The 22,934-nt window shown below is 72.6% G+C and carries 18 protein-coding genes and 1 tRNA gene; 12 read left to right on the forward strand and 7 right to left on the reverse strand.

Annotation, left to right across the window (positions count from 1 at the left end):
* Positions 1 to 88: 88 nt before the first annotated feature.
* Together DDW44_RS11985 and DDW44_RS11990 are read right to left on the reverse strand one after the other, a co-directional pair.
* A complete protein-coding gene (locus DDW44_RS11985) occupies positions 89 to 2,665 on the reverse strand; it encodes an ABC transporter permease (protein WP_108906398.1) in 2,577 nt (858 codons plus the stop codon).
* Positions 2,662 to 3,450, reverse strand: coding sequence for an ABC transporter ATP-binding protein (locus tag DDW44_RS11990; RefSeq protein WP_108906399.1), 789 nt, complete (start codon positions 3,448 to 3,450; stop codon positions 2,662 to 2,664). The genes DDW44_RS11985 and DDW44_RS11990 overlap by 4 nt, the downstream gene beginning before the upstream one ends.
* Positions 3,451 to 3,804: 354 nt before the next feature.
* On the opposite strand from DDW44_RS11990, the gene DDW44_RS11995 reads away from it, so the two are divergent.
* From DDW44_RS11995 to DDW44_RS12005, 3 genes are all read left to right on the forward strand, one after another.
* Positions 3,805 to 5,499, forward strand: coding sequence for an MFS transporter (locus DDW44_RS11995; RefSeq protein WP_108906400.1), 1,695 nt, complete (start codon positions 3,805 to 3,807; stop codon positions 5,497 to 5,499).
* Positions 5,500 to 5,753: 254 nt separating this feature from the next.
* Positions 5,754 to 6,368 carry a DUF485 domain-containing protein gene (locus tag DDW44_RS12000; protein WP_108906401.1) on the forward strand — a complete coding sequence of 205 codons (615 nt, stop codon included), beginning with the start codon at positions 5,754 to 5,756 and terminating at the stop codon, positions 6,366 to 6,368.
* Positions 6,365 to 7,975, forward strand: a complete 1,611-nt coding sequence (locus DDW44_RS12005) for a sodium/solute symporter (RefSeq protein ID WP_108906402.1) — start codon at positions 6,365 to 6,367, stop codon at positions 7,973 to 7,975. The genes DDW44_RS12000 and DDW44_RS12005 overlap by 4 nt, the downstream gene beginning before the upstream one ends.
* 93 nt (positions 7,976 to 8,068) lie before the next feature.
* Here DDW44_RS12005 and DDW44_RS12010 read toward each other — a convergent pair whose 3' ends face one another.
* The 4 genes from DDW44_RS12010 to DDW44_RS12025 form a co-directional block, all read right to left on the reverse strand.
* On the reverse strand, positions 8,069 to 8,746 hold the full coding sequence (locus DDW44_RS12010; protein ID WP_108906403.1) for a class I SAM-dependent methyltransferase: 678 nt from the start codon (positions 8,744 to 8,746) through the stop codon (positions 8,069 to 8,071).
* Between the two features lie 294 nt (positions 8,747 to 9,040).
* On the reverse strand, positions 9,041 to 9,928 hold the full coding sequence (locus tag DDW44_RS12015) for a hypothetical protein (protein WP_108906404.1): 888 nt from the start codon (positions 9,926 to 9,928) through the stop codon (positions 9,041 to 9,043).
* A gap of 455 nt (positions 9,929 to 10,383) precedes the next feature.
* On the reverse strand, positions 10,384 to 13,050 hold the full coding sequence (locus DDW44_RS12020) for an SUKH-4 family immunity protein (RefSeq protein ID WP_108908808.1): 2,667 nt from the start codon (positions 13,048 to 13,050) through the stop codon (positions 10,384 to 10,386).
* 8 nt (positions 13,051 to 13,058) lie between these two features.
* Complete coding sequence (locus DDW44_RS12025) at positions 13,059 to 14,066, reverse strand: SMI1/KNR4 family protein (RefSeq protein WP_108906405.1); 1,008 nt, start codon at positions 14,064 to 14,066, stop codon at positions 13,059 to 13,061.
* A gap of 228 nt (positions 14,067 to 14,294) precedes the next feature.
* Between DDW44_RS12025 and DDW44_RS12030 the strand changes: the two genes are divergently transcribed.
* Together DDW44_RS12030 and DDW44_RS12035 are read left to right on the forward strand one after the other, a co-directional pair.
* Positions 14,295 to 14,816 carry a YwqJ-related putative deaminase gene (locus tag DDW44_RS12030; protein WP_108906406.1) on the forward strand — a complete coding sequence of 174 codons (522 nt, stop codon included), beginning with the start codon at positions 14,295 to 14,297 and terminating at the stop codon, positions 14,814 to 14,816.
* Between the two features lie 10 nt (positions 14,817 to 14,826).
* Positions 14,827 to 15,333 carry an SUKH-3 domain-containing protein gene (locus DDW44_RS12035; protein WP_017945764.1) on the forward strand — a complete coding sequence of 169 codons (507 nt, stop codon included), beginning with the start codon at positions 14,827 to 14,829 and terminating at the stop codon, positions 15,331 to 15,333.
* 126 nt (positions 15,334 to 15,459) lie between these two features.
* Here the strand turns inward: DDW44_RS12035 and DDW44_RS12040 are convergent, their stop codons facing one another.
* Complete coding sequence (locus DDW44_RS12040) at positions 15,460 to 16,770, reverse strand: sensor histidine kinase (RefSeq protein ID WP_108908809.1); 1,311 nt, start codon at positions 16,768 to 16,770, stop codon at positions 15,460 to 15,462.
* A 368-nt stretch (positions 16,771 to 17,138) separates the two neighbouring features.
* Here DDW44_RS12040 and DDW44_RS12045 point away from each other — a divergent pair, with 368 nt between their 5' ends.
* The 7 genes from DDW44_RS12045 (at position 17,139) to DDW44_RS12075 (ending at position 22,925) form a co-directional block, all read left to right on the forward strand.
* Positions 17,139 to 18,011 (forward strand): hypothetical protein, encoded by an 873-nt coding sequence (locus DDW44_RS12045; protein ID WP_027733358.1) that lies wholly within the window; start codon positions 17,139 to 17,141, stop codon positions 18,009 to 18,011.
* A gap of 6 nt (positions 18,012 to 18,017) precedes the next feature.
* Positions 18,018 to 18,088: transfer RNA gene (locus DDW44_RS12050), tRNA-Gln, on the forward strand.
* A 114-nt stretch (positions 18,089 to 18,202) separates the two neighbouring features.
* Positions 18,203 to 19,651, forward strand: coding sequence for a bifunctional UDP-N-acetylglucosamine diphosphorylase/glucosamine-1-phosphate N-acetyltransferase GlmU (gene glmU, locus DDW44_RS12055; protein ID WP_017945761.1), 1,449 nt, complete (start codon positions 18,203 to 18,205; stop codon positions 19,649 to 19,651).
* Positions 19,652 to 19,769: 118 nt separating this feature from the next.
* Positions 19,770 to 20,744 (forward strand): ribose-phosphate diphosphokinase, encoded by a 975-nt coding sequence (locus DDW44_RS12060; RefSeq protein ID WP_017945760.1) that lies wholly within the window; start codon positions 19,770 to 19,772, stop codon positions 20,742 to 20,744.
* Between the two features lie 265 nt (positions 20,745 to 21,009).
* Positions 21,010 to 21,621: a 50S ribosomal protein L25/general stress protein Ctc gene (locus DDW44_RS12065; RefSeq protein WP_017945759.1), complete on the forward strand. Its 612-nt coding sequence runs from the start codon at positions 21,010 to 21,012 to the stop codon at positions 21,619 to 21,621.
* Positions 21,622 to 21,789: 168 nt separating this feature from the next.
* Positions 21,790 to 22,389, forward strand: a complete 600-nt coding sequence (gene pth / locus DDW44_RS12070) for an aminoacyl-tRNA hydrolase (RefSeq protein WP_018889802.1) — start codon at positions 21,790 to 21,792, stop codon at positions 22,387 to 22,389.
* Between the two features lie 65 nt (positions 22,390 to 22,454).
* Positions 22,455 to 22,925, forward strand: coding sequence for a hypothetical protein (locus tag DDW44_RS12075; protein WP_108906407.1), 471 nt, complete (start codon positions 22,455 to 22,457; stop codon positions 22,923 to 22,925).
* Positions 22,926 to 22,934 lie beyond the last annotated feature (9 nt).

The raw sequence follows: 22,934 nt of genomic DNA on the forward strand, positions 1-22,934 counted from the left end.
GACGGGCCGCAGGGCGCGGCGACGGCTCCGGCCCGGTGGGCGTCCTGCACGCTCACCGGGCCGGGCCCTCGTGCGCGCACCGCCGCCGCTACTCGGCGGCGATCGCGTTCAGCACGTTCATCCGGCCGGCGCGGAACGCCGGCACCAGCGCGGCGATCAGTCCCACGAACGCCGACCCGGCGAAGACGTACAGGATCGTCGGCCAGGGGATGTCGAGGACGCCCAGCCCCTCCAGCGCGAGCAGCTTCTGCGCCGCGGTGCCCCAGCCCATGCCCAGGCCGAGGCCGAGCAGGGCGCCGAAGAGCGCGATGACGACCGACTCCAGACGGATCATCCGGCGCAGCTGGCGGCGGGAGAGGCCGATGGCCCGCATCAGGCCGATCTCCCGCGTCCGCTCGACCACCGACAGGGCCAGGGTGTTGACGACCCCCAGGACGGCCACGATGACGGCGAGCGCGAGCAGGCCGTACACGATGTTCAGCAGCTGGCCGACCTGGTCCTTCAGGTCCTGCTTGAAGTCGGTCTGGTCCAGCACCCGGTACTGCGGGTAGGCGGCGAGGGCGTCCTTGAGGCCCTGGTAGGCCTCCTTCTCCATGCCCTCCTCGGCCTCGGCGAACATCATCGTGTTCTTCGGCATCCGCTCGGGTGTGAAGTACCGCTCGGCGGTGCCGAGCGCCATGTACATCGCGCCCTTGTCGACGTTGGTGTCGTCGGAGGTGACGGCCGCGACCGTCAGCTTCGCGGTCTCGCCGCCCCGGAACGCCACCGTCATCGTGTCGCCGACCTTCACCCCGTGCTGCTCGGCGTAGGTCTCGCCGACGGACATGGCGTCCTCCCCGTACGCGGCGGCGAGGTCACCGGCGACGGTCTCGCGGCGCAGGTCCTGTGCGTACGTCGGGTCGGCGGCGACCAGCCACTCGTCGTCGCTGGACGTCCCGTCGGGGGCGGTGACGGTCGCGCCGACGGCCCGGTACTCGGTGACGTGGGCGATGCCGGGCGACTTCTCCAGGGCCCGCTGCGCCTGCGGCACGATCGGGCCGCCGTTGGCGGACTGGACGATGAAGTCGGCGCCGACGGACTTGTCGAGCTCCTCCGTCGCCGAGGCGACCATCGACGAGCCGACCACGGACAGGCAGGCGACGAGCGCGAGGCCGATCATCAGGGCGGCGCCGGTGGCACCGGTGCGGCGCGGGTTGCGCAGGGCGTTGCGCTCGGCCATCTTCCCCACCGGCCCGAAGACCCGCAGCAGGACCGCGCCGAGGACCCGCACGACGCCACCCGCCAGCAGCGGTCCGACGACGATGAAGCCGACGAGGCTGAGGACGACGCCGGCGCCGAGCCAGATCGAGCCCCCGGCGGCCTCGTCGGCTCGTGTCGCCGCCCACAGGGCCGCGCCGCCGACACCGGTGAGGACCAGGCCGACGACGCCCCGGACGAGTCCGGCCCGGCCGTCGGCGGGGGTGCCGGCGTCGCGGAGGGCGGCCATCGGGGAGACCTTCCCGGCCCGCCTGGCCGGGATGTAGGCGGCGAGGACCGTGACGACGACGCCGAGCGCGAGACCGACGGCGGGGGTCGTCCACTTCACCGTCAGATCAGAGGTGGAGAGGTTCATGCCCATCGAGGACATGAGTTCCATCAGGCCGACGGCGAGCCCCACCCCGGCGCCGACGCCGGCGGCCGAGCCGACGACGCCGAGGAGCAGCGCCTCGACGAGGACCGACCGGTTGACCTGGCGGCGGCTCGCACCGATGGCGCGCATCAGGCCGATCTCGCGGGTGCGCTGGGCGACCAGCATCGAGAAGGTGTTGACGATGAGGAAGACGCCGACCAGGACGGCGACTCCGGCGAAGCCGAGCATCGCGTACTTCATGATGTCGAGGAAGCCGCTGACTTCCTCCCGGCCCGCGTCCGCCGCCTCGGCCTGTGTCTGGAACGTGTACGGGCCCTCGGCGGCGGCGGCGACGTTCTCCTTCAGCCGCTCGTGGCTCACCCCGGGTTCGGCGGTGACCGCGATATGGGTGAACCGCCCCGTCCCGCCGAGGAGTTCGCGCTGGGCGGTGGCGGTGTCGAAGTAGACGACGGCAGCTCCGGGGTTGGTGACCTTGAAGGAGGCTATGCCGGAGATCGTCGCCGTGAAGTCGCCGGTGACGGCGATGGTGCGCAGCCTGTCGCCGATCTTCAGGCTGTGCTTCGCGGCGGTGTCGGCGTCGACCATGACGTCGGTGGGCCCGCGAGGGGCGCGGCCGGAGGTGATCTCCATCGAGCGCAGGTCGCCGCGCGTCCAGTTGCCGGCGATCGTGGGGGCTCCGTTGCTGGAGCCCATGTTCTTGTTGCGGGCGTCGACGACGGTGACGCTCAGGGAGACGACGGCGCCCTCGGCGGACTTCACGCCCTCGGCCTTCTCCACGGCCGGCAGGAGCGAGGCGGGCAGGGTCTCGGGGCGGCCGCTTTCCGGGGTCGCGTCGTCGGTCCCGGTCTTCTCGGGGGTGACGGTGACATCGGCGGCGGTGACCGCGAACAGCTTGTCGAACGTGGTGTTCATCGTGTCGCTGAACACCAGGGTGCCGGACACGAACGCCACGGACAGCAGGACGGCGACGGCGGACAGCGCCATGCGTCCCTTGTGCGCGAGGAGGTTGCGCAGCGAGGTTCTCAGCACCGTCACGAGGTCCGTCCCCGGGCGTCGAAGTCCTTCATGCGGTCGAGGACCTGCTCGGCGGTCGGGTCGAGCATCTCGTCGACGATCCGGCCGTCGGCCAGGTACAGGACGCGGTCGGCGTAGGAGGCGGCGACGGGGTCGTGGGTGACCATGACGATGGTCTGGGCGAGCTCGTCGACGGACCGGCGCAGGAAGCCCAGGACCTCGGCGCCGGAGCGGGAGTCCAGGTTCCCGGTCGGCTCGTCGCCGAAGATGATGTCGGGCCGGGCGGCGAGGGCGCGGGCCACGGCGACGCGCTGCTGCTGGCCGCCCGACAGCTGGCTGGGGCGGTGCTTCAGCCGGTCGGCGAGCCCGACGGTCTCCACCACCCGGTTCAGCCAGGCGGTGTCCGGCGTCCGGCCCGCGATGTCCATGGGGAGCGTGATGTTCTCCAGGGCGTTCAGTGTGGGCAGCAGGTTGAACGCCTGGAAGATGAAGCCGATCCGGTCGCGGCGGAGCCGGGTGAGCTTCCCGTCCTTCAGCCGGGTGATCTCGGTCTCGTCGAGGTGGATCTCGCCCGAGGTGACGGTGTCGAGTCCGGCGAGGCAGTGCATCAGCGTGGACTTGCCGGAGCCCGACGGGCCCATGATCGCGGTGAACTGCCCCCGCATGATGTCCACGTCGACGTGGTCGAGCGCGACGACCCGCGTCTCGCCGGAGCCGTACGCCTTCACCACCTGGCGCGCCCGGGCCGCGACGGCCGTACGCCCTCCGGTATCCCCGTGCCCGGGAATGGTCACAGCCGTTGTCACGGTAAGTCTCCGATCTCGGTGAACGGTCAGCCCCGAGCGCGCCACTCGCGGTACGGGTGTGCATGGCGGAACGGCCCCGGCGCGCCGGCGCGGGGCCGAGTTCCCGGCCGAGGTCCTCCCCCCTCGCGGCGGCCCGGGGGGCCGTGCCGCCGACGTGAGTCCACGGTAGGGAAGGTCTTGCGGCCGGCTCGTCCTCCAGGGGGACGAACGGGCCCTGGACGGAAGTAGGGAGATCCCCCTAGGGGCTCGCGGCTTCGGTACGGCGCCCGCCGCTGAACGCGGGCCTCTCCCCTGGCGGCGCGCGGGATGAGAGGCTGTGCCCGGCAGAGATAGATGCATAGGGAAGGGATCTCGATGGGCGGGGGCGGGGGCGGGGACACGGGAGCGGACGGCACCGGAACGGACGCGCACGCTGACGGCACCGGCACCGGAACGGACGCGGACGCGGACGCGGGAGCGGGCGCGGGAGCGGGCGGCAGCGGCGACGACGGCAGCGGCAGCGGCAGCACGGAGGCGGACACACGGGCCGCCGGGAAGCCGTTACGCGACGGGACCGGACCGGGCGGGGGCGGGCGGCCCGCCGTCAGCGCCGCGCGCCGGCGCGGGCCGGTGGTCGCCGCGCTGATGCTCGGTATGGCACTCGCCGCCCTCGACGGCACGGTCGTGTCGACCGCGGTCCCCCAGATCGTCGGCGACCTGGGCGGCTTCTCCGTCTTCTCCTGGCTGTTCTCCGGCTATCTGCTCGCCGTCACCGTCACCCTCCCCGTCTACGGCAAGCTCTGCGACACCTTCGGCCGCAAGCCCGTGCTGGTCGCGGGCATCGTGCTGTTCCTGGCCGGTTCGCTGCTGTGCGCGGCGGCCTGGAGCATGGCCTCGCTCATCGCCTTCCGCGTCGTCCAGGGACTCGGCGGAGGAGCGCTGCAGGGCACGATCCAGACCATCGCCGCCGATCTGTACCCGCTGGAGGAGCGGCCCCGCATCGTGGCCAGGCTGTCCACGGTGTGGGCGGTCTCCTCGGTCGCCGGCCCGGCGGTGGGCGGCCTGCTCGCCGCCTACGCCGACTGGCGCTGGATCTTCCTGATCAACCTCCCCGTCGGCGGGGTCGCGCTCTGGCTGATCGCCCGTCACCTCGTGGAGCCGGCCCGGGAGCGGGGACCCCGCCCCCGGGTCGACTGGCCCGGCGCGCTCGCCGTGTTCGTCACCGGGACGCTGTTGCTCACCGCGCTGGTCCAGGGCGGAGTGGCCTGGCCCTGGATCTCCGCCCCCTCGTTCGGGCTCCTCGGCGCGAGCGCGGTCTGCGCCGCCGTGACCGTCGTCGTCGAGCGGCGGGCGGCGGAGCCCGTCATCCCCGGCTGGGTGTGGCGGCGGCGCACCATCGCCTCCGTGAACGTGGCCATGGGCGCGCTGGGGCTGCTGATGGTCGCGCCGACGGTGTTCCTGCCGACGTACGCCCAGTCGGTGCTCGGGCTCGGGCCGATAGCGGCCGGGTTCGTGCTGTCCGCGATGACCCTCAGCTGGCCGGTCACCGCGGCGTACGCCAATCGCGTCTACAACCGCATCGGGTTCCGGGACACGGCTCTCACCGGGATGGGCGCCGCGCTGCTGGTCCTGCTGGCGTTCCCGCTGCTGCCGTACCCGGGCGAGGCGTGGCAGCCGGCACTGATCATGCTGCTGCTGGGGGCGGCCCTCGGCTTCTTCCAGCTCCCGCTGCTCGTCGGCGTGCAGTCGACCGTGCCCTGGGCCGAGCGCGGGACGGCGACGGCGTCCGTGCTGTTCTGCCGCCAGGTCGGGCAGAGCGTCGGCGCCGCGCTGTTCGGGGCGCTGGCCAACGCGGTGCTGGCCGCCCGCATGGGCGGTGCGGGCGATCTGGACGCGGTGTCCCACGCGCTCGCGGACGGGTCCGCGCACGACCCGCTGCGGCGCGCGGTGGCGGCGGCGGTCGACGTCGTCTTCGCCGGCGCCGCGGCGGCCGCCGCGCTCGCGCTGCTCGCGCTGCTGTTCGCACCGCGCAGGTTCGCGGTCCTCGCGGAGCGGCAGCCGGACGTCTGACCTGGGGCGCCGTCGTGTGCGGGGCGTGACACGACCGTTGCCAAAACTACATACCTTCCAGTCGGTAACCCCCTTACGCCAGCCCTCTACCGGCAAGTAACGTACGCGCACCACACCGCACCACCCGCACCACACCGCCCGGCGCCCCCGCGCGCACGGGCGTTCCTCTGTCCCTCGGAGCACGCGTACCGCTCCCGCCCCCGCGTGCCCGGGGGGAGCCCGGCCTTCCGAGGGCCGCCGCAAGGAGCAGCACCATGTCGTACGACCCCTACTTCCCCGATCCCCCCGGCCCGGCGAGGCAGCCCCGGTACGCGCCGCAACCGCCGCCCGGCCGGGGATACGGAGATCCCCCGCCCGGCAGGGAGTACGGAGATCCGTTCGGCGACCCGGCCGCCTGGCCGCCCGCCGCGCCCCACCCGGACCCGTACACCGAGCCGCCCGGCCGCACCCCGTACAGCGGGCCGTCCGGCCACACTCCGTACAGCGGGCCGTCCGGCACCGCCCCGGACGACGAACTGCCCCGGCTCCGCGCCGGCTACCGCAGGCTCCGCCGCGTGGCGACCCTCACCGCACTCGGCTACTTCGTGCTCTTCCTCCTGATGTCCGCCTACGCACCCGACCTGATGACCGGACGGATCAACGGCGGCCTCACCACCGGAGTGCTGCTCGGCCTCCTCACCCTGCCCGTGGCACTGGTCGCCATCACGGTCTACGAACGCATCGCCCACCACCGGGTCGACCCGCTCGCGGCCGCCATCAGGGCCGCCCACGAGGGGCGGCCCGCCGCGACGACCGGGGACCCGCACGGCGGCCCGAACCTGCCCGGCGGCTCCGCCTGGGACCGTCCCACGGGAGGCATGCGCATATGAGCGGCTTCAACTCCGACGCCCAGACCATGTCCTTCGTGGCGTTCATCGCCGTCGTCACCGTGACGCTGCTGCTGTGCGTGATGACCGGCCCCGACCGCGACGACCTGGACGAGTTCTACACCGGCTACCGCTCCCTGTCCCCCATGCAGAGCGGCCTCGCGATCGCAGGCGACTACATCTCCGCCTCGACCGTGCTCGCCACCATCGGCGTCATCGCCCTCGTGGGCTACGACGGCCTCACGCTCGCCCTGAGCACCGTGCTCTCCCTGGTACTGATGATGTTCCTGCTCGCCGAACCGCTGCGAAACGCGGGCCGGTTCACCATGGGCGACATCCTCACCCGCCGCACCCCCGGCCCCGCCGTGCGCATCGCCGCCTGCGCGGTCACCCTCGCGGCGCTGCTGCCGCTGGTCGTCTTCCAACTCGCGGGCGCCGGCGATCTGCTCGCCTTTGTCCTCGGCTTCGACGCCGAAGGGTTCAAGACGGGCGCGATCGTGTTCCTCGGCGTGCTGATGATCTCGTACGCGGCGATCGGCGGAATGAAGGGCACCGCCTTCATCCAGATCGTCAAGACCCTGGTACTGCTCGGCTCCGCCACGATCATCGCCGTACTCGTGCTGGACCGCTTCGACTTCAGCCTGCCCGGGCTGCTCGACGCGGCCAAGAAGGGCAGCGGCGCGGGCGACCTCTACCTCACCTCCGGGCTCCAGTTCGGCGGCGACGAGATCGACATGATCAGCGCCCAGCTCACGGTCGTGCTCGGCGCGGCGGTGCTGCCGCACATCACCATGCGCATGTTCACCGCGCGCAGCGCCACCGCCGTGCGGCGCTCGATGTCCTGGGCCGTGTCCACCGTGGTCGTGACCTGCCTGCTGCTCGTCGTCATCGGCTTCGGCGCCGCCGCGATCGTCGGCCACAAGAACCTCGTCCTCGCCGACCCCCAGGGCAAGACCGCGTTCCTGCTGGTCAGTCAGGCCGTGCTCGGCGCGGACGCCAACACGCTGGAGTCCCTCGTCTTCACCACCGTGGCGACGGCGATCTTCCTGACCCTGCTGGCCTCGGTCGCCGGCATCACCCTCGCCTGCGCCAACACCCTTGCGCACGACCTCATCGCCCACGGACTACGGCGGGCCGCCATCCCGCACACCACCGAGATGGCCGTCGCCCGCGGCGCCGCGGCGGGCATCGGCCTCCTCACCATCGCACTCGCGGCCTTCGTCCAGCACTGGAACCTCCAGGCACTGGTGACGCTGTCCTTCTGCATCGGCGCGTCCGCGGTCGCCCCCGCGCTCGTCTTCAGCATGTTCTGGCGCCGCTACACCAGCCAGGGCCTGATGTGGACCCTGATCGTGGGCGCCGGGACCGCGATCCTGCTGATGACCGGCAGCAACCTGGTCTCCGGCTCGCCGCAGTCCGTGTTCCCCGACCACGACTTCAACTGGTTCCCGTACACCACCTCGGGTCTGGTGTCGGTGCCCGCGGGATTCCTCGCCGGCTGGTACGGCAGCATCCGCGCGCCGCGCGAGGCGTCCGCCCAGCGCGAGCGGTACGCCGAGATCGAGCCCGCAATCCTCGCCGGCGCGACGACGGGCCGCGACGGCGCCTGAACCGCGGTACGGGGCGGGGCCGTCCGCGGGTCCCTCCGAGACACCTCGGGGAGCCGGGGAGCCGGGGAGCCGGGGAGCCGGGGAGTCACGGAATCAGGGAGCCACCCCGGACTCCTCGGCGGTCGGCTTGTGGGTGAGGAAGTGGGCGAGCTTCCACCGCAGGTCTTCGCCGGGCTCCTGAGCCAGTTGGGCGTCGATGCTGAACCCGGCGTGCTTCAGCAGCCGTGCGAGCTGCTCTACGGGCAGGCGATAGGAGGCGAAGGACACCGAGTGGCCGCCGTAGGCCCGTCCCGGACGGCGGTGCTCACCGGCGCCCACATGACCGACGAGGAGAAGGTGTCCGCCCGGCGCCAGGGTGCGGTGGAACTCGGAGAACACCACCGGCAGCGACTCCGGAGGCGTGTGGTGGGTGGAGTAGTAGGCCAGGATGCCGCCGAGCGCGTCGTCCTCGATCTCCAGCGCGGTCATGGAACCCACGGAGAAGCGCAGCTCCGGATAGGCGGTGCGAGCCAACTCGACCATCTTCGGGGACACATCGATACCGAAGGCGGACACTCCGAGCCCGGCCAGGTGTGCCGTCACCTTGCCGGGTCCACAGCCCACGTCCGCGACCGGTCCCCGGTCGGCCGCCCGCACGAGTTCGGCGAACGCGGACAGCATCGACCGTGACAGGGGGTCCAGCGCGGACGGAGGTTTGACGAGCGCGGCGTAGTCGTCGGCCACGGTGTCGTACGACTCCCGTACCGCGGCCAGGTAGGAGGGATCGGTCATGCCGCGAATCTAGTGCCGGCCGGCACGGGACGGGCCGGCGTCCGGAACGCGGCGGCTCGCAGGGGGCGTGAAAGCGGCCGCACACGGCCGGAGGTGGGGTCTGCGCGGTGAGGTCGGCCCGGTCGACGGCGGGCACCGGACGGGTCGGCCGCGGCAGGGACCGGAGCGGGGTCGGTACCGCGACAGGGGCCGTGAGGGTCGGGCCGGTTCCCCGACAAGGACCGTGGGGCCGGGCCAGTCCGGCGGCAAGAACCACGGCGCGGCGCACTCCCGTTTCGGGAACCACGGAGCGGGTCAGTCCGGTGACGGCGGCTGTTCCGTGAGACCCGTCAGAGCCTCCCGGACGTGGTCCAGCTGCGCGTGGATCTCCTCGGCCCGGCGCACGTGGTCACGCAGCACCCGGTCCGTCTCCCGGGAGACACGCGCCGCCCGCACACCGGCTTCCTCCATCAGACGCGCCGCCGCCAGCTGAGCCTCCTCCTGGCCACGGCGGGCCGACTCCTCGGCCTCGGCGAACGCGCACAGCGCCTCCGACAGCCGGGCCCGCGCCCGCGCGGTGAGGGCCCCGTACCGCTCCGCCGTCTCCGCGTCCCGCGCGGACAGTTCCCGCTCCGCCTCGTAACGGCGGGACACCCGCATCCGGTCGAGCTCCTTGAGCATCCCGGCCGCCCGGCACCTGGCCGCCTCCAGAACGGCCATCGCCTCACCGCGTTCCGCCGCGGCCTCCACCCGTGCCGCGTCGCGGAGTTCCTCCGCCGTGGCCCGCGCCGACAGCAGCATCCGCCGCGCCCGCGCGTCCGCCTCCTCACAGGTCTGCCCCGCCCCCACCCTCGCCAGCTCCCGCAGCCGGCGCGCCTCGGCCTCCGCCGCCTCGCACACGGCCCGCGCCTCCTCCCGTGCGGCGGACAGCACCACGGCCGCCTCCTTCTCCGCCAGGTCGAGGACCTCCTGGGCGCGCGGACCGAGCGGCTCGTACGTCGGCGGCCCCAGCGCCTCGGCGAACTGCCGCAGCGACACCGCCTCCGCCGCCAGCTCCTCCACCACCCGTGTCAGCCGCGCTGCCCGCCGCCATGCCTCGTCCCGCTCACGCGCCAGCGCGGAGACATACCGGTCGACCTGATCCAGCCGGTAGCCGCGGCCGCGTACGGTGACGAACCCTCCATGAGCCGATCCCGCATTCATCCCTGGACTCCTCTCGGAGCGGTCGACGCGGGAACATCGTGCTCGATCGCGGCGAAGCACCCAAAACGCGACACTCCGCCGCGCTGAAGCGAGCCGCCGACCCGGACGACGGAGCGGGCGCCCACACGGCGCGCGCTCCGGCGCGCGGATGCGCCGCACCCCGCACCCGGCTCGGCGGCTCGGCACCCCGGCACCGGCTCGGCGCTCGACAGCTCGGCACCCGGCTCGGCGCTCGGCGGCTCGCCTGAAGCGGGCGGCCACCGGCCGACCGCCCGCGGCACGAACGGCGACACCACCGCCGGGGGCCGACGGCGGCCGCCGGGGGCCGCCGGGGGCCGTCGGGAGCCGTCGGGAGCCGTCAGCAGCCGTTGTCGTCGGAGCCCTGTCAGCCCCGGGGCCGTGCCCGGGCCGTCAGCGGCGAAGCGGCTCCGCCGCCCGGGACCGCCGTCAGCGGGTCAGATCAGCCCGTCCCACATCTGCTCCAGCAGCACCGACCACCAGCTGTCCCGCGACGACAGCGCCGCCGGGTCCAGCGTGGCGAGCTGCGCCTGGAAGTCGACGGTCCATCGGCCCGCCTGCTCCGGGTTGAGCCCGAACCGCAGCCGCCACATCCGGCCGAGCAGCGCCAACGAGCGGGTGAACTCCGGCAGACCGCTGTTCACGAACTGAGGCGCGATCGACTGCCCGCCCGGACCGCCCTCCACGGGCACCGCCACGATGTGCGCGGTCCCGTACTGGACACAGATCGCCCGGCCGAAGTCACTGCCCACGACCAGGTACGCATTCGCGTCCGAAGCGGGCTGCACCTGCCGCTGCGCGGCCAGCTCGGCCAGCGTCGGCACCACCGGGTTCGCCGGCTGCGCCCAGAAGAACGGCCCGAAGTCCGCCGGGAGGCCCGCCCACACCAGCGTCCGCGCGACGATCTCCGGTACGCCCTGGCGGGAAACGGCCCGCTGGTCGAACCGGCAGATGCCCTGCGGCCCGAACGACCCCACCAGCTCGTGTGCCACCCCCTCCGGCGGAACGGGCGGAGCCGGCTGCACCTGCGGCAGCGGAGCGCGCACCGGAGCGGGACGCGCCGGGCCGTCCGCGACCTGGTGCAACTCGCCCTGGTGGGTCAGCAGCTGCCGCATCCCGTCCTGTCTGCCGGCGTGGTCCCTGCCGTACGGGGCGATGCTCGTGATCCGGGCCTGCGGCCATGTCTCCCGGATCATCCGGGCGCAGTAGCCCCCGGGCAGCTCGCAGGACTCCAGCTCGGTGTGCAGCTCCAGCACCTGGTCGCTGGGGACGTTCATCGCGCGCAGCTCGTGGAAGATCTGCCACTCCGGGTGCGGTGTGCCCGGCGCCGAGCGACGGATGAGCTGCTGCTCGGTGCCGTCGGGCGCGCGGTAGCGCAGCACGGCCTGGTAGCCCGGGCCCACGGTCGGCACAGCGGCCGGCTGCTGATGCTGCTGCTGCTGCGGGTAGCCGTACGCGTTCTGCGGTCCGGACGGGGGCGCGTGCGGTACCGGCCCCGGAGGGCCAGGCGGCTGCGGCGCCCCGGGGCCGACCGGACTCGGGTTCGCCAGCATCGTGGCCGCATGGTGCACCCCGCCCGGCGGAGTACCCGGAACCCCCGGCGGACCAGGAGGCTGCGGCACGCCCGGAGGCTGCGGCGCGCCCGGACCGGCCGGACCGGCACCCGGCCCGGCGAGCGGACTCGGGTTCGCCAGCACCGTCGCCGCATGGTGCACCCCGCCCGGCGGAGTACCCGGAACCCCCGGCGGACCAGGAGGCTGCGGCACGCCCGGAGGCTGCGGCTCCGCGGGACCGGGCCGCGAGACCAGCTGCGTAGGTACGTACCCGCCCGCCGGACCACCCGATGTGCCCGGCCCCGACTCAGGCGGCGTCACACCGGGTCGGCCGCCCGGAGCGCCGGGCGGGCGGCCCGGCGGCGGAGGAGTCGCCGGGCCGGTGCCGCGCGCACCGCGCGGCGGCACCGTGGCCCTACTGGTCGCGGCGTCCGCCAGATCCCCCGCCGAACGCGGCCCGGGCATGCCCGCAGGCGGCGTGGCACCAACTCCAGCTCCAGCACCACCACCACCGGCACCGGCACCGGCACCCTGTTGCTCGGGGTCGAGGGCGGGCGCCACCGCCGTACGCGGCAACCGGCTCCCGCCCGCCATGAGCGCCGTCGGAGCGTCCGCGCCCGCCGACGGCGGCTCGTCGTCCTCGTCGTCGGCACCCACCAGCGGCGGCGCGAACACCGTCGCGGGCAGCGGTACGGAGCCGTCGTCCAGGCCGGCGTTGGTGTCCGTCCCCGCCCACGGCGTCGCGCCCACCGGCGCGGCCGGCACCCCGTCGGGAGCGGTCGGCTCGTACTCACCGGCACCGGGACGGGCGCCGACCGGGGCGGACGCGGCCGCACCCGCCACCCCCGCGGCGGGCGTCCCCGACACCCCGGCCACACCCGCGGCAGGCGTCCCCGACGCACCGGCGGCCGAGGCCGCCGCCGTACCCGGCCACGCGCTTCCCCCCACATGCGAACCACGGCCGCTCGTCACACCGCCACCGGTCCCGTCCCGGGGGGCGTCGGCATCCCGCGCCGGCCGCGCCGAGCCGGAACTCCCACCAGGGCCGGCGGACCCGCCCGCCACCGGCGCGCCCACCGCCGAACCGCCCGTCGAAGACCCGCCCGTCGACCCGTCCGTCGAAGACCCGCCCGCCGAAGACGGACCGGCGTCGCCGCGCGCCGCCCGCTGATCCGCGATGCCCAGCTGGTCCGCCGCGTCCTGCAACCACTCCGGGGGACTCAGCAGGAACGACGTCTGGTTCAGATCGATCCGCTCCGGCGGCGCCGCGGCCGGAGCCGCACCCGTCGCGGGAGCGCCGTACTCCTCCTCGTAGCGGCGGATCACCTCACCCACCGGCAGGCCCGGCCACAACGTGGCCTCCCCGCTGTCCCGGGCGATCACCATGCGCTGCCGGCCGCCGTCCGACGTCGGCCCCTCCGGGCGGTCCTCCGCCCACACCACGAAGCCCAGCTCGAACTCCCGTACCCGCACCTCACGGTGCTGGTAGGCGGGCACGTCGCCGTTGACCCACTCCTCCGCACGCTCCTGCGCCTGCGCGAACGTCACCATCGAGAAGCTCACTCCCCCACCGGGACGGCACGGGCGAAACCGCCGTCCACCATCAGGTTCGCCACGGTCTCCAACTCCGGCGGATTCCCCACCAGCCTCTGCAGGAACGCGTCAAAGTCCTCGCCGCACGGCAGCAGCAGGCTCTCCACCCGTTCCGCCACCGTCCAGCCGTCCCGGTCCCGGGCGTCGTCGTACGCGCAGAACCACACCGAACCCACGTCCGCACCACGGACCTTGACCGCCAGCAGCCCGCCCTGGACGAAACCGACCCCGAGGTAGTCCTTCGTCAGATGGTCCCGCAGGCACTTGTTCACGTACACCAGGTCGTTGACCGCCGCCTCCTCCCGCACCGTGAAGAACGGCTGGTCCACCAGCATCCCCAGCTCCGCGTCGAGCGCCACGCCCACCGGCGCGCACCCCCCGGCCGCCTTCAGGAAGGAGCGGTACGCACCCGGCAGGCGATACCCCAAGTCCTCCTCCACTCCCAGCAGTTGCTGCTCCGACACCGACACCGCACCCTTCGGCAGACCGAAGTGCACCGGCCGCGTCTCCCGCAGCGGACGGGTGCCACGCTTGCCGTGGTCCACCACGGCCGTCGCCACCCCGCCGTGATGCCGCAGCAGCGCCTTCACCTCGACCGGCACCAGCTCCAGCCGACGGCTCCCCGCCACGTGATGCCATGTCCAGCCGTGCGGCGTCGCCACCGGGGGAATCGTGTCCCACAGCTCATGACCGGCCGCGGCCTGCGCCGTGTTCGCCGACACGTAGTCCGTCAGCCGCAGTTCGTCGACACCGAAGCCCTCCGGGGGCTCCGCGACCTCCGCCACCGCCCGCGCATACGGCGAGAAATCCGGAAAACCGTGCTCGTCCACCCGAACGCCCATAGAATGCCGAGCAGCCCTCACCGGGTCCGGGAAGTGAACGACCTGTCCGGCGTAGGCCGCGTTCGGCGGCGCTGCGTTCCCCCGGCCCTGGGGGCCGGGAGGTGCCCCCAGCCCCATCCGACCTGTCGTCATGGCGGTATGCCCCCTGCTGCGTCCTGCTGGTTCACCACAGCCTATGCGGTGGGGCAACAGCGGCCACCGCCGCTCCGTTCCCGTAACCGGCCATCATCTCCGCGTAACCCTCCGACCAGGACAGGACGACACAGCCACACCTTTCAGCCACCCCGCTTCCACACCGCCCGCCCCATTTGGCAGGCTGTCCCAGCAACTCGGGGGATTGCAGGGAGGGACAACAGCACCATGCACACGGCACCGCAACCGTCGCCGGCAGCCACAACAGGCGACCCCAGGCTCAGCTGGAGCAGCGCGGAGTCCGCAGTCCGCCCGCCCGCACTCCGCTTCCGCCGCGACGGAATCCTGCCCACCGTCGCCGCCGCGCTCTCCGTCCGCGGCACGACCCTCACCTGCACCGCGGCCAGAGGAGACCAGACGCCCGACCTCCACCCGCTCGTACAGGACTTCCTCGACACCCTCACCAGCGGCCAGCGCGAGCGCTTCACCGGCCGATGCCCCGAAGCCATCCTGCTCTCCCGCCACATCGGCGCCACCGACGCCGCACGATCCAAACGCGCCCGGCGGAAACCACTCACCCCCGGCGAAGCCCGCCGCTCCCTCAAGCACGCCAAACTCACCACCCGGCGCATCCGGGAGGACGGCGACCCCCTCCACGGCAGCTACGCCGCCCCCTGCCGCTCCTGCGCGGCGATGCTCGCCCACTTCGGCGTACGCACCGTCGAACCCGCCCAGACCGAGAACGGCTGAACGCACGCACATGCCCGACCACCCCCTCAGCACCACCCGATTCCCCGTCGCCGTCGACGCGGCCCTGCGCGACGCGGGATGGCAGCCGGGCCGCTGGGACATCAAACTCGCCGAGCACTGGGCCGACACCCTCCGCGCCCACGTCTCCCCCGGCGGCCACCGGCACACCGTCTTCCCGGCCGCCGTCGAAGCCTGGGCCGAGTTCGGCGCCCTCCACATCACCCCGCCCGGACCCGGCCGCCAGACGGCACCCGCGGCCCTCCGCCTCGACCCCCTCGCCGGACTCCACCTCGCCCGCACCCTCGGCGATCTCGGCCGCGCACTCGACACCGAGATCGCGCCCCTCGGAGAAGAACTCGGAGAAGAAGGCGACGCACAAGCCGTCCTCGCCGTCGACGCCCGAGGCCGCGTCTACAGCGTCGACCACACCGGCGACTGGTACCTCGGCCCCGACCTCGACCAGGCGCTCATCACCCTCGTCAACGGCAACCAGCCGGCACGCCTCACCATGCCCTGAGCCGCCACCACCGGCGCACCACCGAAGCGCGACCCGTGCACGCGAGCGGCGGCCCACCGGCGAAACGGGTCCGGCCGGGGACGCGGGCCCCTCGGCCGGACCGTCACCACCCCCGGCCACCGGGCCTCACACCACCGGCGACTCCGCCTGCGACCCCACCGGGGACTCCATCGGCAACACCGCCGACACCCGGAAACCACCCGCGTCCGTCGGCCCCGACACGAACACCCCACCCAGCGCCGACACCCGCTCCCGCATACCCACCAGGCCGTTCCCCCCGCTCGGCAGACCCGCATCCGCCGCACCCCGCCGCGACGGGCCGTTCTCCACCTGCATCGCGATCTCCGCCTCACGATGAGCGACCCGCACCCACGCCTTCGCACCCGCCGCATGCTTGTGGACGTTCGTCAACGCCTCCTGCACCACCCGGAACGCCGTCTGCTCCACCTCCGGCCGGTACGTGCGCGACTCGCCCTGCACCGAGAGCTCCACCACCATCCCCGCCACCCGCGACTGCTCCACCAGCGAACCGAGATCCGCCAACGACGGCCCCTCCCCCGCGGCTGCGGCCTCGGCGGCCTCGGCGGCCTCCGCCGCGGCCGCGGCCGCCGCACCCACCGCCGCCAACGGCACCGGCTCCGCCGCCGCCCGCGCCACGACCTCCTCGCCCGACCGCAACACCCCCAGCATCTCCCGCAACTCCGTCAACGCCTGCCGGCCCATGTCCCCCACCAGCGCCGCGTTCCGCACCGCCTTCTGCGGATCCTTCAACGCCACCGCCTGCAACGCCGCCGCGTGCACCACCATCAGACTCACCCGGTGCGCCACCACGTCGTGCATCTCCCGCGCGATCCGCGTCCGCTCCTCCGTACGCGCCCACTGCGCCTGCTGCTCCGCACGGTCCGCCAGCAGCGACAGCTCCTGCTCCAGACTGACCGCACGCTCCCGCAGACTCTCCATCAGCCGCCGCCGCGCCCCCACGTACAGCCCCAGCAGCAGCGGCGGGGCGGTCAGCCCGATCGACATCACGACCGACACCACCGGCACATACCAGGACCCCGGGTCGAAGTCGGCCGCCGCCACGTCCTGCCGCGTCCTCACGAACGTGACGATCAGCGTCCCCAGCAGCGACATCCCCGCCAGCGCCGCGATCACCCGCCGCGGCGCCTCCGAGGCGGCGAGCGTGTACAGCCCCACGATCGCCATCAGAAAGCCCATCTCGGCCGGTGTGATCGCGATCGACACCAGCACCACGGCGACCGGCCAGCGCCGGCGCAGCACCAGCACCGACCCGGCGAGCAGCCCGAAGACCACCCCCACCGGCACGGGCAGCGCGACCGTCTCCGAGAACCGCACCCCCTCCAGCGCGCACTCCGCCGCGGAGAGGAGAGCGAGCCCCACGTCCAGCACCGCGCTCCGCCGCCGCCCCCACCACAGCGACCTCCACGACGGCCTCCGCGGCGACGCGGCCCCCGGACCGCCCCCCGGACCGCGGCCCGGCTCGCCATCGGACCCGCCACGCCGCCTGCCGCCCGGCCCGCCATCCGGCCTGCCGTCCAAGCTGCCGCCCGGCGTGCCAGCCGGTGCGCCGTCCCGTCTGCCGTCCCGTCTGCCGTCCGCAGAGTCCCGGTGTGCCCCCGTTGTGGTCATGTCTGACAGCGTACGAAAGCGGTCGAGCGGATTTCCGGCGGCTTCCACAGCACGAAACGTGAGCGAAAGGGGCCGTGAACCGCGACGATCGCCCGAACCGGCGAATCGACCACATGGCCGACCCGGACGTCCGCATTCCGGACGAGCCTGGGCACATGACCTCCACGACCGGCGGACACGCCGACTTCGAAGACCTCCGCAGACGGGCGATCGCACTCCGCCGCGAGGGCCTCAGCCTGCGCCAGATCCGCGACCGGCTCCACATCGGCAACAACGACGTCCTCAACCGCCTGGTGAAGGGCGAGCCCCCGCCCGACTGGACCAGGCGCCCCAACGCCAAGGACGACCTCCGGGCGAAGGCGCGCGAGCTCCGCAGCCAGGGGATGACCTACGACCGGATCCAGGTCGAACTGGGCTGCTCGAAGAGCTCGATCTCCCTCTGGGTACGGGACCTGCCGAAGCCGGTTCCGCGCACGCCGTCGGAGCAGGCGAGTCTGGCCGCCCGGAAGCGGTGGGAGCACGAGGGCCCGAGGCGGGAGGCGGCGCGTCAGGCGACCAAGGACACCGCCCGGCGGGAGATCGGCACGCTGACCGAGCGGGAGTTGTTCCTCGTCGGGGTGGGGCTGTACTGGGCCGAAGGCACCAAGGACAAGCCGCACGCTCGCCGGGAGCGGGTCATCTTCGTCAACAGCGACCCCGGAGTGATCGCGCTGTTCCTGGCGTGGCTCGACCTGGTCGGAGTGGAGCGGGTCCACCTGCGGTACCACGTGATGATCCATGAGTCCGCCGATGTGCGTGCCGCCGAGCGGTACTGGGCCGACCTGGTGGAAGCGGACGTGTCGACCTTCGGCAAGACCACGCTCAAGCGCCACAACCCGAAGACCGTCCGCAAGAACGTGGACACGCACTACCGGGGTTGCCTCGTGATCGCGGTCCGGCGGAGCGCCGAGCTGTACCGTCGCATCGAAGGCTGGTGGTACGGCATAGTAGGGGCTGCGTCCGCAGCCGATCCACCAAATCGGACATAGCGGCAATCCCGGGTCGTCTAAGGGCAAGACGTCAGATTTTGGTTCTGATCATGGGGGTTCGAGTCCTCCCCCGGGAGCAAGCCTGCTCAGTTCGGGTCCTGACCCCACGGTCAGGACCCGCACTTATTTCACGCCTGTATGCCCCCGGTATCCTTCGGGTGTCCACCACCCGAAAGCCGAAGGGCATTCCCGTGAGCGCCAACCGCCCGGCCGCCGTCGTCGTCCTCGCCGCGGGTGAGGGCACCCGCATGAAGTCGAAGACCCCCAAGGTCCTGCACGAGATCGCCGGACGCTCGCTCGTCGGGCATGTCGTGTCCGCGGCCCGCGAGCTTGAGCCCGAGCAGCTCGTCGTGGTCGTGGGACACGCGAGCGAGCAGGTCGAGGGGCACCTCGCGGCGCACTACGAGGGGACGCGCACGGCGTTCCAGGCGGAGCAGAACGGCACGGGGCACGCCGTGCGGATGGCGCTGGAGGAGCTGGGCCAGGCGCCGGACGGCACCGTCGTGGTGGTCTGCGGCGACACCCCCCTCCTTTCCGGTGCCACGCTGTCGGCGCTCGTGGCCGCGCACGCCGCGGACGGCAACGCGGTGACGGTGCTGACCGCCGAGGTCCCGGACTCGACGGGGTACGGCCGGATCGTGCGGGACGCCGCCACGGGTGCGGTGACCGCGATCGTGGAGCACAAGGACGCCTCCGACGCCGAACGGGCGATCAGGGAGATCAATTCGGGTGTCTTCGCGTTCGACGGCCGGCTGCTGGCGGACGCGCTCGGCAAGGTCCGTACGGACAACAGCCAGGGCGAGGAGTATCTGACGGACGTGCTCGGGATCCTGCGTGAGGCGGGGCACCGGGTGGGTGCGTCGATGGCCGGGGACCACCGGGAGATCCTGGGGATCAACAACCGGGTCCAGCTGGCCGAGGCGCGCCGGCTGCTGAACCGGCGGCTGCTGGAGCGGGCGATGACCGCCGGTGTGACGGTGGTGGACCCGGCGTCGGTGCTGGTGGACGTGACGGTGACGTTCGAGCGGGACGCGGTGATCCACCCCGGTACGCAGTTGCTGGGTGCGACGCATGTGGCGGAGGACGCCGAGGTGGGCCCGAACACGCGGCTGCGGGACACGGTGGTGCACCGGGGTGCGCGGGTGGACAACACGGTGGCGGACCGCGCGGTGATCGGCGAGTCGGCGTCGGTGGGTCCGTACGCGTATCTGCGTCCGGGTACGCGGCTGGGCACGAGTGCCAAGGCCGGTACGTACGTGGAGATGAAGAACGCGACGATCGGCGAGGGCACCAAGGTGCCGCACCTGTCGTATGTGGGCGACGCGACGATCGGCGATCACACCAACATCGGTGCGGCCTCGGTGTTCGTGAACTACGACGGCGAGGCGAAGCACCACACGACGATCGGCTCCCACTGCAAGACGGGCTCGGACAACATGTTTGTTGCTCCTGTCACAGTCGGGGACGGTGCGTACACCGCGGCGGGTTCGGTGATCACCAAGGATGTGCCCGCGGGTTCGCTGGCCGTGGCCCGCGGCCAGCAGCGGAATATCGAGGGTTGGGTGGCGCGGAAGCGTCCGGGCAGCGCGGCGGCGCAGGCGGCTCAGGCCGCGGCCGAGGCCGTCGAGCGCGAGGGCTGACCGAAAACGGGTGCGCCGATCTCGGCGTACCGTGATACGTGCACATGATTCGGCTGGCTCGCCGCACAGGGCACGGGCGGATCGGCAGCGGAGAGACACGTCTGAGGAGACAGTTGCTGTGACCGGGATCAAGACGACCGGCGAGAAGAAGCTGATGCTCTTCTCCGGCCGCGCCCACCCCGAGCTGGCCGAGGAGGTCGCCCACCAGCTGGGGGTCGGCCTGGTGCCGACCAAGGCGTTCGATTTCGCCAACGGTGAGATCTATGTCCGCTTCCAGGAGTCGGCGCGTGGCGCGGACTGCTTCCTGATGCAGAGCCACACGGCCCCCATCAACAAGTGGATCATGGAGCAGTTGATCATGATCGATGCTCTGAAGCGGGCTTCCGCGCGGAGCGTCACGGTGATCCTGCCCTTCTACGGATACGCGCGTCAGGACAAGAAGCACCGCGGGCGCGAGCCGATCTCGGCGCGGCTGATCGCGGACCTGATGAAGACGGCCGGTGCGGACCGGATCCTCACGGTGGATCTGCACACCGACCAGATCCAGGGCTTCTTCGACGGCCCGGTGGACCATCTGTTCGCACTGCCGCTGCTGGCGGACTACGTCGGCGCGAAGGTCGACCGCTCGAAGCTGACGGTGGTGTCCCCGGACGCCGGCCGGGTGCGGGTCGCGGACCGCTGGTGCGACCGTCTGGACGCGCCGCTGGCGATCGTGCACAAGCGCCGCGACAAGGACGTGGCGAACCAGGTGACGGTCCACGAGGTCGTGGGCAATGTCGAGGGCCGGGTCTGCGTCCTCGTCGACGACATGATCGACACCGGTGGCACGATCTGCGCGGCCGCGGAGGCGCTGTTCTCCCACGGCGCCGAGGACGTGATCGTGACGGCCACGCACGGTGTGCTGTCGGGTCCGGCGGCGGACCGCCTGAAGAACTCGAAGGTGAGCGAGTTCGTCTTCACCGACACGCTCCCGGACCCGGGCAATCTGGAACTGGACAAGATCACCGTCCTGTCGATCGCTCCGACCATCGCGCGCGCCGTGCGCGAGGTCTTCGAGGACGGCTCGGTGACGAGCCTGTTCGAGGAGCAGTAGGACGGGAGCAGTAGGACGGAGCGGGAGGACCGCGGTCACGCGGTCCCGCCCGACCGTTGATCGGCGGTCGCTGGTCGCCGGGCGCCGATCGGTGACCGTTGATCGATTTAGGCTGCGGCCTCCCTCCGGGTAGACTCACCGGGTTGCTCGGCGAGGGAGGCCGTACCGTTTCGCGTACGGCGGTCCGTTATCGACGCGCTCTTCGTAGCAGGCCGGTCGTGGCCGGGTGACTGTTCATGTTCGTCACCACATACGAGGAGTGCACATGTCCGAGGTGAAGATCTCCGCGGAGCTCCGCAGCGAGTTCGGCAAGGGCGCCGCTCGGCGCATCCGTCGCGAGGACAAGGTCCCCGGCGTTCTGTACGGTCACGGCTCCGACCCGATCCACCTGACGCTGCCGGGCCACGAGCTGCTGCTGGCGCTGCGTACCCCGAACGTCCTGCTCGCGCTGGACATCGAGGGCAAGAAGGAGCTGGCGATCCCGAAGGCGGCGCAGCGCGACCCGCTGAAGGGCTTCCTGGAGCACGTGGACCTGCTGCTGGTGAAGCGCGGCGAGAAGGTCACGGTCGAGGTTCCGGTGCAGGCCGAGGGTGAGCTGGCGCCCGGTGGCAATCTGCTGGAGCACGTGCTGAACGCGCTGCCGGTCGAGGCCGAGGCCACCCACATCCCCGAGTCCTTCACGGTGTCCGTCGAGGGCCTGGAGGCCGGTGCCTCCGTCCACGCCAAGGACGTCGAGCTGCCGAAGGGCGTGACCCTGGCGGTGGACGAGGACGCGGTCGTGCTGCAGGTCCTGGCCGCGCAGGCCGAGGAGCCGGCTGCCGAGGCCGAGGAGGGCGAGGAGGGCGAGGCCCCGGCCGCCGAGGGCGCCGAGGCCTGAGCCGTACGCTCTGCTTGACGGGGTGGCGGGCCGCGCGGCCCGCCACCCCGTTCTCTGTTCTCTGTTCTGGGACTCTGTGCGGACTCGAGAAGGCGGTCATGAGAAGACCGTCGCGTGGAGACCGTCGCGTGGAGACGGTCATGAGGAGACGGCCATGAGGAGACGGTCATGACGGCGGACGACACCGGCGCGCCCTGGCTGGTGGTGGGGCTGGGGAATCCGGGGCCGGGCTATGCCGGGAACCGCCACAACGTGGGGTTCATGGTCGTGGACCTGCTCGCGGAGCGGATGGGCGGGAAGTTCAAGCGCGCGGCCAAGGCGCAGGCGCAGGTGGTGGAGGGCCGGATCGGTCCCGTCGGTCCGGGGAGCCGGCGGGTGGTCCTGGCGAAGCCGATGTCGTACATGAATCTTTCGGGTGGTCCGGTGGTGGCGCTGCGGGACTTCTACAAGGTTCCGACGGCGCAGGTGGTTGCGGTGCACGACGAGCTGGACATCGACTTCGGGGTGCTGCGGCTGAAGCTGGGGGGTGGTGACAACGGGCACAACGGTCTGAAGTCGATGACGAAGGCGATGGGTTCGGACTACCACCGGGTGCGGTTCGGGATCGGGCGTCCGCCGGGGCGGATGCAGGTGGCCGACTTCGTGCTGAAGGACTTCTCCGGTGCGGAGCGCAAGGAGCTGGACTACTTCGTGGACCGCGGGGCGGATTCGGTGGAGTGTCTGGTGACGGAGGGGCTGGAGCGGGCGCAGAGTGCGTACAACTCCTGACAAGCGCCCCATAGCAGCGGTCGGAAGTTGACCGGGCGCGGTCGGGTGCCGAAGGATCCGGCCCCATGAAGCGGAACTCCTCCGGCCGGATACTCGACCACGGCCGACGTGTGTCCATGGCCGCGGTGGCACTGCTGCTGCTCGTCGCCGGCTTCTGGTCGTCCTGGGGCACGGCCCAGCACGTGCTGCTGTCCAAGGGCCGTGAGCACGGGAGGCTCACCGTCGCCGACTGCGGTGAGACGGTGTGCACGGGCCTGTTCGATCCCGAGGGCCCGGGCGGTGCGCGTACGGGCATGGCCATCGAGCGGTCGGTGGCGGTGTCCGAGGGCGCGCGGCTGGACGTGGTGGTGAAGCCGGGGACGGACGAGGTCGTCCGCTCCGGCTGGCCCGGGGCGCTGCACGCCTGGCTGCCGCTCGGTGGTGCGCTGCTGCTCGCGGCGTGTGTGGTGGGCGGCGGTCTGCGGATGCCGCGGACCGCCTGGGCGACGGCCGCCGCGGGCGGTGCGCTGCTGGTGGGCGCGTTCTTCGCGCTCTGAGGTTCCGCT

The organism is Streptomyces tirandamycinicus, assembly GCF_003097515.1.
Classification (GTDB): Bacteria; Actinomycetota; Actinomycetes; order Streptomycetales; family Streptomycetaceae; genus Streptomyces; species Streptomyces tirandamycinicus.